This is a genomic window from Demequina sediminis, from assembly GCF_030296675.1.
GTDB classification, from domain to species: domain Bacteria; phylum Actinomycetota; class Actinomycetes; order Actinomycetales; family Demequinaceae; genus Demequina; species Demequina sediminis.
Genome location: NZ_AP027736.1, coordinates 1,180,484 through 1,195,747, shown reverse-complemented (window position 1 = coordinate 1,195,747; position 15,264 = coordinate 1,180,484). Strand labels below are relative to the sequence as shown.

14 protein-coding genes and 1 pseudogene are annotated in these 15,264 nt (G+C 70.9%); 12 read left to right on the top strand and 3 right to left on the bottom strand.

The features are described 5' to 3' along the window. Nucleotides 1–138: 138 nt before the first annotated feature. The gene (locus QUE44_RS06130) at nucleotides 139–1,626 is read left to right on the top strand and encodes a bifunctional folylpolyglutamate synthase/dihydrofolate synthase (protein ID WP_286216467.1); all 1,488 of its coding nucleotides are present in this window, start codon (nucleotides 139–141) and stop codon (nucleotides 1,624–1,626) included. On the opposite strand, the gene QUE44_RS06125 is transcribed toward QUE44_RS06130, so the two are convergent. Together QUE44_RS06125 and QUE44_RS06120 are read right to left on the bottom strand one after the other, a co-directional pair. Further along, nucleotides 1,581–2,267 (bottom strand): NAD(P)H-dependent oxidoreductase, encoded by a 687-nt coding sequence (locus tag QUE44_RS06125; protein WP_286216466.1) that lies wholly within the window; start codon nucleotides 2,265–2,267, stop codon nucleotides 1,581–1,583. The genes QUE44_RS06130 and QUE44_RS06125 overlap by 46 nt on opposite strands. Next, on the bottom strand, nucleotides 2,264–2,716 hold the full coding sequence (locus QUE44_RS06120; protein WP_286216465.1) for a MarR family winged helix-turn-helix transcriptional regulator: 453 nt from the start codon (nucleotides 2,714–2,716) through the stop codon (nucleotides 2,264–2,266). The genes QUE44_RS06125 and QUE44_RS06120 overlap by 4 nt, the downstream gene beginning before the upstream one ends. Before the next feature lie 85 nt (nucleotides 2,717–2,801). Between QUE44_RS06120 and QUE44_RS06115 the strand changes: the two genes are divergently transcribed. From QUE44_RS06115 to QUE44_RS06105, 3 genes are read left to right on the top strand one after another with little or no spacing between them, the layout of a single operon-like run. Beyond that, a complete protein-coding gene (locus tag QUE44_RS06115) occupies nucleotides 2,802–4,199 on the top strand; it encodes a bifunctional folylpolyglutamate synthase/dihydrofolate synthase (protein ID WP_286216464.1) in 1,398 nt (465 codons plus the stop codon). After that, nucleotides 4,196–4,627 (top strand): DUF4233 domain-containing protein, encoded by a 432-nt coding sequence (locus tag QUE44_RS06110; protein ID WP_286216462.1) that lies wholly within the window; start codon nucleotides 4,196–4,198, stop codon nucleotides 4,625–4,627. The genes QUE44_RS06115 and QUE44_RS06110 overlap by 4 nt, the downstream gene beginning before the upstream one ends. 39 nt (nucleotides 4,628–4,666) lie before the next feature. Then, nucleotides 4,667–5,068, top strand: coding sequence for a hypothetical protein (locus QUE44_RS06105; protein ID WP_286216461.1), 402 nt, complete (start codon nucleotides 4,667–4,669; stop codon nucleotides 5,066–5,068). A gap of 30 nt (nucleotides 5,069–5,098) precedes the next feature. On the opposite strand, the gene QUE44_RS06100 is transcribed toward QUE44_RS06105, so the two are convergent. After that, nucleotides 5,099–5,608 (bottom strand): adenine phosphoribosyltransferase, encoded by a 510-nt coding sequence (locus QUE44_RS06100; RefSeq protein WP_286216459.1) that lies wholly within the window; start codon nucleotides 5,606–5,608, stop codon nucleotides 5,099–5,101. 501 nt (nucleotides 5,609–6,109) lie between these two features. Between QUE44_RS06100 and ndk the strand changes: the two genes are divergently transcribed. The 8 genes and pseudogenes from ndk to QUE44_RS14030 all read left to right on the top strand — a co-directional run. Continuing rightward, nucleotides 6,110–6,529 carry a nucleoside-diphosphate kinase gene (gene ndk / locus QUE44_RS06095; RefSeq protein ID WP_286216457.1) on the top strand — a complete coding sequence of 140 codons (420 nt, stop codon included), beginning with the start codon at nucleotides 6,110–6,112 and terminating at the stop codon, nucleotides 6,527–6,529. 40 nt (nucleotides 6,530–6,569) lie between these two features. Continuing rightward, nucleotides 6,570–7,163, top strand: coding sequence for a TIGR00645 family protein (locus tag QUE44_RS06090; RefSeq protein WP_345379159.1), 594 nt, complete (start codon nucleotides 6,570–6,572; stop codon nucleotides 7,161–7,163). Between the two features lie 96 nt (nucleotides 7,164–7,259). Further along, on the top strand, nucleotides 7,260–10,847 hold the full coding sequence (smc, locus tag QUE44_RS06085) for a chromosome segregation protein SMC (protein WP_286216455.1): 3,588 nt from the start codon (nucleotides 7,260–7,262) through the stop codon (nucleotides 10,845–10,847). Nucleotides 10,848–10,984: 137 nt separating this feature from the next. Further along, nucleotides 10,985–11,227: a hypothetical protein gene (locus QUE44_RS06080; protein ID WP_286216454.1), complete on the top strand. Its 243-nt coding sequence runs from the start codon at nucleotides 10,985–10,987 to the stop codon at nucleotides 11,225–11,227. A 299-nt stretch (nucleotides 11,228–11,526) separates the two neighbouring features. Continuing rightward, nucleotides 11,527–12,411, top strand: coding sequence for a signal recognition particle-docking protein FtsY (gene ftsY / locus QUE44_RS06075; protein WP_433997193.1), 885 nt, complete (start codon nucleotides 11,527–11,529; stop codon nucleotides 12,409–12,411). Between the two features lie 166 nt (nucleotides 12,412–12,577). Then, nucleotides 12,578–13,858 (top strand): ammonium transporter, encoded by a 1,281-nt coding sequence (locus QUE44_RS06070; protein ID WP_286216452.1) that lies wholly within the window; start codon nucleotides 12,578–12,580, stop codon nucleotides 13,856–13,858. 2 nt (nucleotides 13,859–13,860) lie between these two features. Beyond that, the gene (locus QUE44_RS06065) at nucleotides 13,861–14,199 is read left to right on the top strand and encodes a P-II family nitrogen regulator (protein WP_286216451.1); all 339 of its coding nucleotides are present in this window, start codon (nucleotides 13,861–13,863) and stop codon (nucleotides 14,197–14,199) included. 20 nt (nucleotides 14,200–14,219) lie between these two features. Continuing rightward, nucleotides 14,220–14,984 (top strand): annotated as a pseudogene (locus QUE44_RS14030) ([protein-PII] uridylyltransferase family protein); the annotation flags it as partial. Between the last annotated feature and the right edge of the window lie 280 nt (nucleotides 14,985–15,264).

Sequence of the window (15,264 nt, the reverse complement as noted above, 5' to 3'; positions counted from 1 at the left end):
CGGCGTGTCGTCAGGCGCGCCCAGACCGCCCTCCCACCTGCGCAAGATGCCTGCTCAACCTGCCATCGCGCATCGGCGCCGCACACGCGTGACCAAAGTGTCGCGAGCACCCAATTTCGTGCCGCACAATTGACCCTCGTGACAACGGATGTCTTCCCCGAACTGAGCCTCTCCGAGGCCGAACGCGAGATCGACTCGCACATCTTCGCCCGCACCCCCGAGGCCGATCATCAGGCCAAGCTGTTGCGAGTCGCGCAGGCCCTGTCGCTGCTTGGCGACCCGCAGCGCGAGCTCGACATCATCCATGTGACGGGCACCAACGGGAAGACCTCGACGAGCCGCATGCTCGAGTCGCTGCTGCGCGCCCACGGGCTGCGCACGGGACTGTTCACGTCGCCGCACCTCACGACGCTGCGCGAGCGCATCATGATCGACGGCGCTCCGCTCGCGCAGGACGCGCTCGTGCGCCTGTGGCAGCAGGTGTCGCCCGCGATTCACGCTGTCGACCAGGCCTCGATTCAGCGCGGGGGCCCGCGCATGAGCTTCTTCGAGGTGCTCACCGTGCTGGGCTTCGCCGCATATGCGGACGCTCGGGTGGACGTGCTGGTGCTCGAGGTGGGGATCGGCGGACTCAGGGACGCGACCAACGTCGCCGACGGGCGCGTCGCGGTGCTCACCCCGATGGCGCTCGACCACGACAAGTACTTCACGGGCGGGCTGCCCGGCGTCGCGCACGAGAAGTCCGGCATCATCAAGCCCGGCGCGACCGTGGTGAGCGCGCTCCAGCGCGACGAGGCCGCCCAGGTGATCGTCGCCGCGGCCGCTCAGCGCCAGGCATCGATCTTCTGGGAGGGCGCGCACATGGCCGTCTCGGACCGCCGCGTGGTGCCAGGTGGTCAGGTGATGACGCTGCGCACGGCCTCGCGCAACTACGTCGACGTCTTCGTGCCGCTGCACGGCGAGTTCCAGGCGCAGAACGCGCTCATCGCGCTCTCCGCGTGCGAGGTGTTCCTGGGCGCCGGCGTGCCGCGCGCCCTCCACCTGCCCGCCGTTGCCCGCGGCTTCGCGGGCGCGACCTCGCCGGGACGGCTCGAGGTGGTGTCCGCCGAGCCCACCGTGATCGTCGACGCGGCCCACAACCCGCACGGGATCGCGGCGCTCGCGGACACCCTCCGCGAGACCTTCGACTTCGACCGCCTCGTCGGTGTCGTGGCGGTGCTCGCGGACAAGGATGCGGAAGGCATCCTCGCGGGCCTCGCCGGCGTGATGGATGAGGTTGTCATCACCCAGACGCGCTCGCACCGCGCCGCGGAGGCCGAGCGGCTCGCGGAGAAGGCCCGCATGGTCTTCGGCGTGGACCGCGTGCGCGTCGCCCCCAGCGTGCCCGATGCGATTCAGATGGCGACCACCCTCGCGTCTGAGGCTCCGGGCGAGGCGGGAGTGCTCGTGGCCGGGTCCATCACGCTCGTGGCCGAGGCCCGCCGCCATCTCCAGGAGACGCACCTGCCGCGCACGGTGGACGCTCAGGCCGTGATGGACGGGGCGCCTGTCGAGGACACGGGTGTCGCCGCGGCTCAGCCTCAGCCGACGGAGGACGCGGGGAACTCGGGCGCCGTCTCCGCGTAGGCGACCCCGGCATCGTTCCCCTGCGTGCGAGCGCGCGTGCGCGCCGCCACGCGCCTGCCGTCACGCTCGCCGTCGCGTGCCGCCTGGGTGATCCAGCGCTCGCGGCGCGCGTCGGAGGCGCGCCTGACCTCGGGAAGGCGGCGCACGCCCACGGTCTTGACGCCCACGAACCATAGGGTCGCCCACCGCATCGAGGCGATCATGGCGTCGCGATAGATGATCGCATTCCACCATCGCGGCGAGTCCATCGTCGTGGTGAGGCGCGCGGTCTTGCCGGTCCACAGTCGCCGTGGCAGGCGGTCGCGGTACTCGAAGGCGACGCCGCTCAGAATCGCGCGATCGACGAACGCCTTGAAGACCGCCGGATAGGTGCCCCACCACTGCGGGTAGAAGAACGCGAGGTGGTCGGCGTCGCGCAGGGCGTCGATCATCGCGGTGACGGGCTCGTCCAGGTGGCCGATGCCGCCGCCGGGCGCGCGAAGATCCTCCCTGGTGGCGGGGTTAAGGGCGAAGGAGTGCTGGGAGAGGTCCAACACAGTGACGTCAGCGTGCGCGCGGGCGGCCTCGGCATACGCGTGCGCGAGGCGCGAGGTGAGTGTGCCGGGGAGCGGGTGTCCGATGACGACGGCGATGGTGCTCATGACTCTCCTGAGGTGGGGGTGGGGTCGGGCAGGGTTTCCAGTGCGTGGGCGAGACCCTCGAGCTGGTCGCGCAGGACGGACTCGTCGAGGTCGGGGCGCGAGGCGAGCATCGCGGCGAACTCACGCTCGAGGCGCTCCGTGGCGTGCTCGACCAGCGCGAGCGCGCGCGGCGTGAGGTCGATCCGCAGCCGGCGCCCGTGGTGAGGGTCGGGGCTCGCGGTCAGCATGCCGTCCCTGACGAGCGTGGGGAGGCGCTTGCTCGCGGCCGCCTTCGACATACCGGCGCAGCGCGCGAGGGCCGTGACGTCGAGCCCCGGCAGCGTTGAGGCGGCGGCGAGGAAGTTGAAGGTCGCAAAGGTGACCCCGTAGTCCTGGCGCAGCACGGTGTCGGCGTAGGCGTCGAGTTCCGCGACCACGCGATGGAGGAGGAAGGTGGTGGGCTCGGTCATGCGTCCATGTCAACATGTTGACATGCCGGTTGTCAACTGGTTGACATGAGGGGGCGCGTCGCCGGTCCGTGACAGACTTGCCACCATGAGCGACCTTGACCTCGGTGGCATGAGCCTCGAGGAGGCCGAGCGCGAGATCTACGCGCACATCGTCTCCCGCAACCCCGAGCACGACTTCGAACCGACCCTCGACCGCGTGAGGGAGGCCTGCGACCTGCTCGGCAACCCCCAGCACGCTTTCAAGGTCATCCACCTCACGGGCACCAACGGCAAGACCTCCACGGCACGCATGACCGAGTCGCTCGTGCGCGAGCACGGCCTGCGGACCGGGCTGTTCACGTCGCCGCACCTGACGACGGTGCGCGAGCGGATCCAGATCGACGGCGAGCCAATCGCGCGCGAGGACTTCGTGAGGCTGTGGCTCGACGTCGCGCCGCTGATTCACCTGGTGGACGCGCGCTCCGTGGAGGCCGGCGGCCCGCGCATGAGCTTCTTCGAGGTGCTCGTCGTGCTCGCCTACGCCGCGTTCGCCGACGCGCCCGTCGACGTGGCCGTGGTCGAGGTGGGGATGGGCGGCGTGTGGGACGCGACCAACGTCGCGGACGGAGACGTCGCGGTGATCACGCCCGTTGGCCTCGATCACCAGCAGTGGCTGGGCGACTCGCTCGCGGACATCGCGGCGGAGAAGGCCGGCATCATCAAGGACGGCGCCGCGGTGGTCATCGCCGAGCAGTCCGCGTCCGTCACGCCCGTCTTCGACGCCGCGATCGCCGAGCGCGGCGCGCGTGCCTTCCGCGAGGGAGTCGAGCTCGAGGTGGTCGACCGCCAGCCGGGAGTGGGCGGACAGATGGTCTCGCTGCGCACGGCCGCGGCGACCTATGAGGACCTGTTCCTGCCGCTCTACGGGCCGTACCAGGCGCACAACGCGCTGCTCGCGCTCGCGGCCGTGGAGCTCTTGCTCGCGGACGGCGGGGCGCCCGCCTCGCTCGAGGGTGAGCCCGTCGAGACCGCCTTCGCGCAGGTCACGTCGCCCGGCAGGCTCGAGGCGGTGCGCACCGCGCCGCTCATTCTCGTCGACGCCGCGCACAATCCGCACGGTGTCGAGGCCCTCGTGAGCGCGCTCGAGGAGTCGTTCGCGTTCGAGACGCTCGTCGGCGTGGTCGCGATCCTGGAGGACAAGGACGCGGAAGGAATCCTGGCCGCGCTGGAAGGCGCGCTCGATCACGTGGTCGTCACGGCATCGTCCTCTCCGCGAGCGATCCCCGTGGAGGACCTCGGGCGTCTCGCCGCCGAGGTCTTCGGGGAGGACCGCGTCACGATCGCGGACTCCGTTCCCGACGCGCTCGACGCGGCAGTGCAGCGCGCCGAGCGCGACAACGATCTGGGCGCGGGGGTGCTCGTGGTGGGGTCGATCACGCTGGTCGCCGAGGCGCGCGTGCTGACCGGCGCCGACCGCCGCAAGGGATCGGGGCGCGCGCGATGACCGCGCGGCCGCAGCGCTCCGCGACGCTGGTGTTCACGCAGGCGGTGCTCGCGCTGCAGGCACTCGCGGCGCTGTTCGCCGTATTGGTCCTGTGGGGCCTCACCCGCGCGGGCGAACTCGACCTGCCGGCCTGGCTGCTGTGGGGCGGCGGGCTGGGATTCGTGATCTTGCTGGGTTATGCGGCGGGCAAGCAGGGCCGCCGGTGGGGACGATGGCTGGGCTGGGTCCTGCAGGTACCGATGCTCGTCGCGGGGCTGGCCGAGTCGACCATTGCCGTGATCGGCGTGATGTTCCTCGCGCTATGGATCACGGGCTTGCGGCTGGGCGGGCGGATCGACCGTGAGCGCGCCGAGCGGGTTGCCGCCGAGGGGTCTGCTGAAGGTGGGCCCACCGCGGGTGACTCTGCTGCGGAGGACGCGCAGGCGTGAGCGGCTTCCTGTGGCGCATGGGGTGCGCTCGCGCTGGGAGTGCTGGGCCTGGCGCTCATCTTCTGGCAGCTCGAGCATGCCTCGCTGTACGCGTTCGCCGACCAGGGCAGGCCGTCGCCGGCGGTCTACGCGCTGCTGTTCGCCGGGCTGATCCTGCTCAACGTCGCGGTGTTCTACGCGCTCACGCGGTGGGCGCGGTTCGTGCGCGAGCACCCTGGTACGAGCCAGCTTCCGCCGTGGCTGCTGATCGGGATCATCGTCGCGTCGGGAGCGATCCTCGTGACCGGGATTGCGACGCACGCGGGCTACCTACGCTCGCTCGACCCACCCACGCTGGAGATCAGCCAGGGGTTCATCGCGTTTGAGGTGTCCTTCGCGGCGCTCATCCTCGTGCCGCTCGTGCTGCTCGCGGTGCGGTGGTCGGGTGGCTACCGGCGCTAGCCGTCGGAGCCGGACGCGCCCGGCGGCTTCTTAGACCACGACCGCCGAGGTCACCTCGAAGCCCTCGAGAGCGGCGCGGCCGTCGAGGCCGGCGAGCTCCATGAGGAAGCTGAAGCGCACGGAGGCGGCGCCGCCGCGCGTCAGCATCTCTGCGACCGCGCGGGCGGTGCCGCCGGTCGCGAGGACGTCGTCGATCACGAGCACGTGGCGGCCCTCGATCGGGCCGGCGCTCACCGTGAGGTCCGTCGAGCCGTACTCGATGCTCGCGGAGGACTCGAGCAGGTCGACGCCGGGCATCTTGCCCTTCTTGCGGACCATGGTCATGCCAACCCCGAGGGTCTGTGCCACCACGGGAGCGAAGATGAAGCCGCGCGCGTCCACGCCTGCCACGACGTCCACCTGGGCGCCAGCGGGCGGCATCAGCTGGATGCAGGCCTCGCGGAAGCGCTCGGGGCTCGCCAGGATGGGCGAGATGTCGTAGAAGAGGATCCCCTCGACGGGGAAGTCGGGAAACGTGTCGAAGTCGTCGAGCGTGATCACGGGTCCATCCTGTCACGCATCCCGCGGGGTCCTGGTGGGTCGTGGTGGTCCGTGGTGGGCGGCGGTGGGGCCGTGGTGGGCCTAGCGCAGAGGATCTTGCGGAATTCGGGACCGAAACGGGCCTCGCGCATCGCGTAGTGCGATTTCTCCATCGAACTCACCCCAGCCCGCCCCGCCACGCTCCACCCCGCGCCATGCCGGCTGACCCGGCCCACCCCGCTCCACGCTCCACCCTGCGCCATGCCGGCTGACCCGGCCGACCCCGCGCCACGCTCCACCCCGCGTCATGCCGGCTGACCCGGCCCACACCCGGCCCGACTCAGCCCCAGAATCGCACCAGGCGATGCGCCAAGGCCCATTCGGGGCCGGAAATCGCGCCAGGCGATGCGCGAGGGCGCCGGACCCGCCGTCGACCAGCCAGGGACCCGCCGCAAACCAGCCAGGGACCCACCGCCGGCCACCGGGGAGACCCCTGCGCGCGCGCAGGCTAGGCTTCCCGCCATGACGGAACGCACCCTCATCCTGGTCAAGCCCGATGGCGTGAAGCGCGGCCTGTCGGGGGAGGTCCTGAGGCGGATCGAGGCGAAGGGCTACACGCTCGTCGCCGTCGAACTGCGCAAGGCGACCCCCGAACTGCTCGCCGAGCACTACGCCGAGCATGTCGGCAAGCCCTTCTACGACCCCCTGGTCGAGTTCATGCTCTCGGGCCCCGTGCTCGCGGTGGTTGCCGAGGGCCAGCGCGTGATCGAAGGATTCCGCGTCCTCGCCGGCCCTACCGACCCCACCACCGCGCCTCCCGGCTCGATCCGAGGCGACCTCGCGCGCACGTGGGACCTGCCGGTGATCCACAACATCGTGCACGGCTCCGACTCACCCGAGTCCGCCGAGCGTGAGATCGGCATCTGGTTCCCCGGCATCTGACGCCGTAGCAGCCACTTTCAGTCCCGGAGAGAGAGTCCCCATGATGACGTCCCTCGAGCACGCCCTCGAACGCGGCCTTTTTGCGAGCCGTTGGCTCCTTGCCCCGATGTATGTCGGTCTCATCGCGGGGCTTGGCCTCGTGAGCGTGAAGTTCTTCACCGAGTTGTGGCACCTCATTGCCGAGTTCTCCCTTGAGACCGAAGCCGACGACATCACTGTCGCGATCCTGTCTCTTATCGACATCGCGCTACTCGGCAACCTCATCGTGATCGTGATCTTTGCCGGTTACGAGAACTTCGTGTCGAAGATGGAGGCCGCGAAGGGCAACGAGGACCGTCCGTCGTGGATGGGACACGTCGACTTCTCGGGCCTCAAGATGAAGCTCATCGGGTCTCTGGTCGCAATCTCGGTGATCCTGCTCCTCAAGGACTTCGTGGCAATCGACGGCAAGGGCGAGGACGCCGATTACACGTCCGTTGCGTGGAGGATCGGACTCCACATGACCTTCGTGGTCTCCGGCCTGCTGTTCGCGATCATGGACTACTGGGGCGCGAAGCGACAGGTGCTCCTCGCCACCGCGCATGACAAGCACCCTGAGGTCGAGGACGCCGAGCTCGACCGCGTGGGAACCTAGAGGGCCACACACGGGGTCCGCAAGACACGATCGCCCACCCTTCCCCTCGGCGGTGCCTCACCTGACCGCTGAGGTGATTCCCCTACACTCGCACCCATGCATCTGAAGACGCTGACGCTGAGGGGATTCAAGTCCTTCGCGTCGGCGACCACGCTGGAGTTCGAGCCGGGCGTCACGTGCGTCGTGGGCCCGAACGGCTCGGGCAAGTCCAACGTGGTGGACGCGCTCGCGTGGGTCATGGGTGAGCAGGGCGCCAAGACGCTGCGCGGCGGGCAGATGGCCGACGTGATCTTCGCCGGCACGTCGGGGCGCGCGCCGCTGGGCCGTGCCGAGGTCTCGCTCACGATCGACAACACCGACGGCGCGCTGCCGATCGACTACACCGAGGTCACGATCAGCCGCACGCTGTTCCGCTCGGGCGGCTCGGAGTATGCGATCAACGGGTCGCCGTGCCGTCTCATGGACATCCAGGACCTGCTGTCCGACTCGGGACTCGGCCGCGAGATGCACGTGATCGTGGGTCAGGGCCAACTCGACGCCGTCCTGCGCGCGACCCCCGAGGACCGCCGCCACTTCATCGAGGAGGCCGCCGGCATCCTCAAGCACCGCCGCCGCAAGGACAAGGCGCTGCGCAAGCTCGACTCGATGCAGGCCAACCTCACGCGCGTCCAGGACCTGACGGGTGAGATCCGGCGCCAGCTGGGGCCGCTGGGCAAGCAGGCCGAGGTCGCGCGCCAGGCGCAGCGCATCCAAGTCGACGTGCGCGACGCGCGCTCGCGGCTCCTCGCGGACGACCTCGCGACCCTCACCGAGTCGATGCACAAGGACCACGCCGACGAGACCGCGCTGCTCGAGCGCCGCGCCGCCGTGGATCGCGCGCTGGGCGAGGCGCGCGCGCAGCTCGCCGAACTCGAGCGGCTGTCCGCCGAGGCCACCCCTGCGCTCACCAAGGCCAACGACACGTTCTATCGCCTCAGCGCGATCCGCGAGCGGCTGCGCAACCTCGCAACGCTCGCCGAGGAGCGCGTGCGGATGCTCGGCACGGCCATCGACGCCGCCCCGCCCACTGACCTTGTCGACCTCGACGAGCAGGTCGAGCGCGCTCGCGCCGCACGCGTCGAGCTCGATGCCGAGGTCGCCGCCGCCGAACTCGAGCTCGAGGCCGCGATCGAGGCGCGCAAGGACGCCGAGACCCAGGCCTTCGCCTCGGACCGTCACCATGCGAACCTGCTGCGCTCGGTCGCGGACCGTCGCGAGGGCGTCGCACGCCTCGCCGGCCAGGTTGCGGCCAAGCGCTCGCGCGTCGAGTCGACGGAGGCGGAGATCGGTCGCCTGCAGGAGCAGCTCGCCGCGGCGGAGAAGCGTGCGCACGACGCCACGGGCGAGTTCCAGGTCGTCGAGACCTCGGTGGCCTCCGTGGAGGCGGGCGAGGACGACCTCGATATTCAGCACGAGGCCGCCACCGAGGAGTGGGAGCGCGCCAAGGCCGTGCTCGCCGAGCTCAAGGACGCGCTCCACGCTGCCATGCGCGAGCGCGACACGTGGGCCGCGCGCGGCGAGGCCCTCGAGCTGTCGCTGGTCCGCAAGGACGGCGCAGGCGCCCTGCTCGCGAGCGGCGTGAAGTCCGTGCGCGGGACGGTCGCCTCGTTGATCGACGTGAGGGACGATGCCGAGGACGCCATCGCGGGTGCGCTTGGTCCGCTCGCGGACGCCCTCGCCGCGGACTCTGTCGAGGACGCGGTCGACGCGATCCGGTGGCTGCGCGACGAGGACGCCGGGCGAGCCAGGTTCGTGGTCGCCGACGCGACGGCGGCGGCGCACAACCCCGACATCGAGCTTCCGGCCGGCGCGGCGTGGGCCTCCGACCTGGTCGACGGGCCCTCCGGCCTGGTCGATGCGGTGAAAGCGCTGGTCTCGGGCGTGGCCGTGGTCGACGACCTCGCCGCGGCGCGCGCGCTCGTCTCCGCTCATCGCGAGGTCACGGCTGTCACGCGCCGCGGGGACCTGCTGGGCGGACGACACGCGTCGGGGGGCGCAGGAGACGCGCCCAGCATCATCCATGTGCAGGCCGCCTTCGACGACGCGCGCGAGCGACGCGACGCCGCCGCGATCGAGGTCGAGCGCACGCAGGAGCGCCTGCGAGCCGCCGAGGAGGCCGAGGCGGAGACCAGGGGAGCGCACGAGCGCACGCTCGCCCGCCTCAACGAGGCTGATGCGCGCATGGCCGCGGTCGCGGAGCAGCTCGGCCGGCTGGGGGCGCAGGCGCGCGCGGCGAAGGCGGAGGCCGAGCGCCACGCGGTCCAGCTCGAGCAGGCGCACGGGCGCATGGAGATCGACTCGGAGGAGCTCGCGAGCCTCACCGAGCGCCTCGCGGCCGCGCAGGCCGAGCCCGAGCAGTTCGAGGCGGACACGCGCCAGGCCCAGGAGCGGCGCGACGAGGACGAGGCTGCCGCAAGGGTCGCCCGTGCCAAGGAGACCGAGGCCCGTCTCGCGCTGCGCACGTGCGAGGAGCGCGCCCGCGCCCTCGCGGCCCGCGCCGAGAGCCTCGAGCGCGCCGCGGTCGCCGAACGCGAGGCGCGCGTGCGCGCCGAGGAGGCCGCTGCTCGCCGAGAGCGCCAGGCCGTCGCGGCGCGCGAGGTGATCGCGGGCAGCCGCGACGCCCTCGCCCTTATCGACGTGTCGGTGCAGCGCGCGGACGATGCCAGGGCCGCCGTCGAGGCCGACCGCGCCGAGCGCACGGGTCGGCTGGCCGAGGTGCGCCGCACCGTCGAGGAGCTCGCGACGGAGTACTCGCGACTCACGGATGACGCACACCGCGACGAGGTCGCGCGCGCCGAGCAGAAGGTGCGTCTCGAGCAGCTGCGTCAGCGCGCGGTCGACGAGCTGGGGATGGATCCGGACCGGCTCATCGAGGAGTACGGCCCCCACGTGGGGGTGCCGGTCGTCGACGACGACCGCACGGACGACGAGACGGGCAACGACGACGCGTCCGACGATCGCGCCGAACCCCGCACGACGCCCTACGTGCGTGAGGCCCAGGAGAAGCGCCTGCGCCAGGCCGAGCGCGCGATGAACCAGCTGGGGCGCGTCAACCCGCTCGCGCTCGAGGAGTTCGCCGCGCTCGAGGAGCGTCACAAGTTCCTCACCGACCAGCTCGCGGACATCAAGCGCTCGCGCGAGGATCTCCTGCAGATCGTCAAGGAGATCGACGAGCGCGTCGAGACCATCTTCGCGCAGGCCTTCGCGGACACGTCCGCCCAATTCGAGCGCATCTTCCCGCGCCTGTTCCCCGGCGGCGAGGGACGCATCGTCCTCACCGACCCCTCGAACATGCTGGAGACGGGCCTCGAGGTCGAGGCGCGTCCCGCGGGCAAGAAGGTCAAGCGTTTGTCCCTCCTGTCAGGCGGCGAGCGCTCGCTCACGGCGGTCGCGCTGCTGGTGTCGATCTTCAAGGCGCGCCCCAGCCCCTTCTACGTGATGGACGAGGTCGAGGCGGCGCTCGACGACGTCAACCTGGGACGCCTCCTCGAGATCTTCAAGGAGCTGCAGGAGGACTCGCAGCTGATCGTCATCACGCACCAGAAGCGCACCATGGAGATCGCCGACTCGCTGTACGGCGTCACGATGCGCGGCGACGGCGTCACCACGGTCATCAGCCAGCGCCTCACCGACGACGCCGCCTGACGCGCCGTCCCTGGTCAGCGTGCGATCGCGCGCGAGGCGGGAACACCCGCGCCCGCGAGACGTTGAGAGCAACGGGGCCGAGAGCCCCAAATGTAGGAGTTGTCCGGTGCGTGCCGCCGGGTCGGGAGGAGTCGCCAGTGTTCAGCGCCATGATGGGAACCCTTGTGGTCGCGGGGATCATCGCCGCGATGGTCTTTGTCGCGGCATTCGCCGCCGAGGGTCGCGGTAGGCGCGTGGTCCGCATGCTCCTGGGTGAGGAGGAGCTGCGTTCGCCGCGCGAGCACCTCTTCGACGAGGTCGAGCGTCCGCAGCCCACCCTGGACGTCGTGGGCAAGCTGGGTCGCCCCGAGACGCGCGAGCTCGAGACCACGCGCCGCTGACTCCGCGCCACAACCTGACAGACTGTTCCCGTGGACGTCTCATGGATTCCTGGTGACAGTGACCTTGTCGTAGCCCTCATCGCGGGCCTCGTCGTGATCGGCGGCGTCGCCGCCGCGGTGGTGGGCAAGGCGCGTCAGGCGCCGCCGCGCCCCGCGCCGCCCCGCACGGCACCCCCGCGCCCCTCGCAGGGGGACGATGCCGCGGTCGCCCCCGCGCCCGAGGCGCCTTCCGAGGGGAGGCCCCGGCGCGCGAGACCGCCGTCGAGGCACCCGAGGCGGTCGACCACCGCTTCGGCAGGCTGCGGCGCAGGCTCGGCACCGGTCTCGGTGAGTCGCTGCTCGCGATCTTCCGGCGCGGATCGCTGTCCCAGGACGACTGGGACGAGCTCGAGGAGACGCTGCTGCTCGCCGACGTCGGTGCAGGCGCCACCGACGCCCTGCTCACGGATCTTCGCGCGCGCCTCAAGGCCACTCCCGATGCCGATCCGCGCGCCGTGCTGAGGGCGGCGCTGCTCGACGTGGTCGATCCGACGCTGGACCGCTCGCTCGCGCTGGGCGCGGCGGGCGACGGCGCGCTCCACACGGCGATCGTCGTGGGGGTCAACGGCGTGGGCAAGACCACCACGGTGGGCAAGATCGCTCGCGTGCTGGTGGCCCAGGACCGCACCGTGGTGCTCGGCGCGGCGGACACGTTCCGTGCCGCGGCGGCCGATCAGCTCGAGACCTGGGGCGCGCGCGTCGGCGTGCCGGTCGTGCGTGCGCACGTCGACGGCGCCGATCCCGCCTCCGTCGCGTATGAGGCGGCCGACCGTGCGCGGGCCGAGTCCGCGGAGGTGCTGCTGGTCGACACCGCCGGCCGCCTGCAGAACAAGCAGGGGCTCATGGACGAGCTCGGCAAGATCGTGCGCGTCGTGTCCAAGGTGAGCCCGCCCTCGGAGGTGCTGCTCGTGCTCGACGCGACCACCGGTCAGAACGGCCTCACGCAGGCCAGGGTGTTCGGTCAGGTGGCGCCACTCACGGGAATCGTCCTCACCAAGCTCGACGGCACCGCGAAGGGCGGAATCGTGCTCGCGGTGCAGCGCGAGCTGGGCGTGCCGGTGAAGTTCGTCGGCCTCGGCGAGGGCGCCGACGATCTGGCGCCCTTCGACCCCGAGGGATTCGTGGACTCGCTGCTCGGCCAGTGACGCCCGGACGCCCTGCATCGTTCCCGCGCACGAGCCTGCGCAACGCACCTTTTACGTGGGCGAGCCGGATGTAACCGTTCGGAAACATGGAGGTCGTGCGGGGGAAACAGGAGTCCGAGAGTCTGACACTACTGCTGGCCGAGCGGCTGGCGGAGGGAGAGAAACAATGGAATTCACGCTGGACTCCGGCAACACCGCGTGGATGATCGTTGCGACCGCTCTTGTCCTCCTCATGACGCCCGGTTTGGCGTTCTTCTATGGAGGCATGGTTCGCGCGAAGTCCGTGCTCAACATGATGATGATGAGCTTCATCAGCATCGCCATCGTCGCTGTCATCTGGGTGCTCTATGGCTACGGCCTCACCTTCGGCAGCGGTGACTACATCGGCAACCCGGCCGACTTCATCGGTCTCAACGGCATCGCGGACGACTCGTCGCTCGCCGCCGGTTCGGGTGTTCCGTTCCTCGTGATGGCGGGCTTCCAGGCCACCTTCGCGATCATCACGGTGGCCCTGATCTCCGGTTCGGTTGCCGACCGCATGAAGTTCGGCGCCTGGAGCGCCTTCGTGGCCATCTGGGTCACCATCGTCTACTTCCCCGTCGCTCACGCGGTCTGGGGCGGCGGCATCCTCGGATGGGACAGCCCGCTCACGGGTTCCTCGCCCATCGACTTCGCCGGTGGAACCGTCGTTCACATCAACGCCGGTGCGGCCGCCCTGGCGCTCGCCCTCCTGCTCGGCACCCGCAAGGGCTTCGGCAAGGAGCCGTTCAAGCCGCACAACCTGCCGTTCGTGATGCTCGGTGCCGCGCTCCTGTGGTTCGGCTGGTTCGGCTTCAACGCCGGCTCGGAGTTTGCCGCTGACGCGACCGCCGGTCGCGCGTTCCTCAACACGGTCGTGGCCCCCGCGGTCGCCGTGCTGGGCTGGCTCCTGGTCGAGCGCATCCGCGACGGCAAGCCCACCTCGCTGGGTGCCGCCTCCGGTGTGGTCGCCGGTCTGGTGGCGATCACCCCCGCGGCCGCCTCGGTCGACACGTGGGGCGCCCTCGCGATCGGCTTCGTCGCCGGTGTGCTTTGTGCGCTCGCCGTCGGCCTGAAGTACAAGTTCGGCTACGACGACTCGCTTGACGTCGTGGGCGTCCACCTCGTCGGTGGCCTCGTGGGAACCATCCTCATCGGCCTCTTCGCGAACCTCGACGAGGGCACCACCTGGGCAGGCGCAGGCGAGGAGCTCTCGCCGATGAACGGTCTGTTCTACGGTGGAGGCATGACGCAGCTCGTCACGCAGACGGTTGTTGCTCTCGTGGCCGTGGTGTTCTCCTTCGTGGTGACCTACCTCATCGGCCTCGCGATCAAGGCAGTCGGCGGTCTTCGCGTGAGCGAAGATGTCGAGGTGTCGGGAATCGACCTCGCCGAGCACGGCGAGACCGCTTACGAGGAGGCGAAGTAACCATGAAGTTGGTCACCGCGATCATCCAGCCCCACCGCGTCGACGAGGTCCGTGCGGCCCTCGAGGCAGCGGGCGTCAAGGGGGTCACCGTCTCCGAGGCCGCCGGCTACGGCCGCCAGAAGGGCCACACCGAGGTCTACCGTGGCGCCGAGTACACCGTCGACCTGGTCCCCAAGACCCGGCTCGAGGTGCTGGTCGACGACGCCGATGCCGGAGTCGTGACCGAGGCGATCGTCTCGGCCGCTCAGACCGGCAAGATCGGTGACGGCAAGGTCTGGGTTGTCCCCGTGGACGACGTGGCCCGAGTCCGCACCGGCGAGCACGGCGCGGACGCCCTCTAAGAAGGGACGACGTACGACAGATGGAGAGCCGTGAAGGCTCCCGCGCTGAGGTCCCGCACCCCCGTGGGGTGCGGGACCTCAAGCGTCTGAGGAGGGCACACGCCGAGCAACTGGCCGCGAGCGGGCTGAGCGGCCGCGAACGCAGGCAGGCCATGGCCGACTTCGTGTTCGCCCACCTCAAGGAGCACTGGGACGAGGTCGCCGACGGCCTGCGCGAGGGCATCGCGTTCGGCGCGGTGGGATCCGTGGGCCGCGGCGACGCTGGCCCTGCGTCCGACCTCGACCTGGTGATCCTGCACGACGGGACCACGCACACCAAGGAGGCCGTCGCGGAGCTCGCGCAGCGGCTCTGGTACCCCATCTGGGACGCGGGCCTCGAGCTCGACTACTCGACGCGCACCCTCACCGAGTGTCGCCAGGTGGCGTCGAAGGATCTCGCCGCGGCCGCCGGACTCCTCGACCTGCACCCCGTGGCCGGCGACGAGCACCTCGTGCAGACCGCGCGCACGCATATCTACCAGGACTGGCGTGCGGCGGCCCGCAAGCGGCTGCCCGACCTGCTCGCCGCGTCCCGCGCGCGCGCCGAGCGGCACGGCGAGCTCGCTTACCTCATCGAGCCGCACCTCAAGGAGGCCCGCGGCGGCCTGCGCGACTTCACGAGCCTCACCGCGCTCAGCGCGACGTGGCTCACGGACCGTCCGCACGGCGCGGTCGACGACGCCGGCGCGTTCCTCATGGACGTGCGCGACGCGCTTCACCTCGAGTCGGGTCGCGCGGTCAACGTCCTGGGCCGCCACCTCGCCCCCGAGGTGGCGCAACGGCTCGGCTACACCGACCCCGACGACCTACTGGCGGCCATCGCGGAGGCGGGCCGCACCATCGCGTTCGCACTCGACACCACCGAGCGTGGCGCGCGGCGCTCGCTCGAGCGGTCGGGCGTGGGCTCGCGCGCATTCCTCGCGCGCCGTCGCGCCGCCGCACCGCGCCACGTCCCCGTCGCAACGGGGCTGATCGACGTGGACGGCGAGCTCGCCCTCGCGCCCGCGTACCGGGCAGAGGACGATG

Excerpts from the sequence above, each read along its gene's own strand:
- QUE44_RS06125 (WP_286216466.1), bottom strand. The coding sequence starts at position 2,267 with ATGAGCACCATCGCCGTCGTCATCGGACACCCGCTCCCCGGCACACTC.
- QUE44_RS06120 (WP_286216465.1), bottom strand. The coding sequence starts at position 2,716 with ATGACCGAGCCCACCACCTTCCTCCTCCATCGCGTGGTCGCGGAACTC.
- QUE44_RS06115 (WP_286216464.1), top strand. The coding sequence starts at position 2,802 with ATGAGCGACCTTGACCTCGGTGGCATGAGCCTCGAGGAGGCCGAGCGC.
- QUE44_RS06110 (WP_286216462.1), top strand. The coding sequence starts at position 4,196 with ATGACCGCGCGGCCGCAGCGCTCCGCGACGCTGGTGTTCACGCAGGCG.
- ndk (WP_286216457.1), top strand. The coding sequence starts at position 6,110 with ATGACGGAACGCACCCTCATCCTGGTCAAGCCCGATGGCGTGAAGCGC.
- QUE44_RS06090 (WP_345379159.1), top strand. The coding sequence starts at position 6,570 with ATGATGACGTCCCTCGAGCACGCCCTCGAACGCGGCCTTTTTGCGAGC.
- smc (WP_286216455.1), top strand. The coding sequence starts at position 7,260 with ATGCATCTGAAGACGCTGACGCTGAGGGGATTCAAGTCCTTCGCGTCG.
- QUE44_RS06070 (WP_286216452.1), top strand. The coding sequence starts at position 12,578 with ATGGAATTCACGCTGGACTCCGGCAACACCGCGTGGATGATCGTTGCG.
- QUE44_RS06065 (WP_286216451.1), top strand. The coding sequence starts at position 13,861 with ATGAAGTTGGTCACCGCGATCATCCAGCCCCACCGCGTCGACGAGGTC.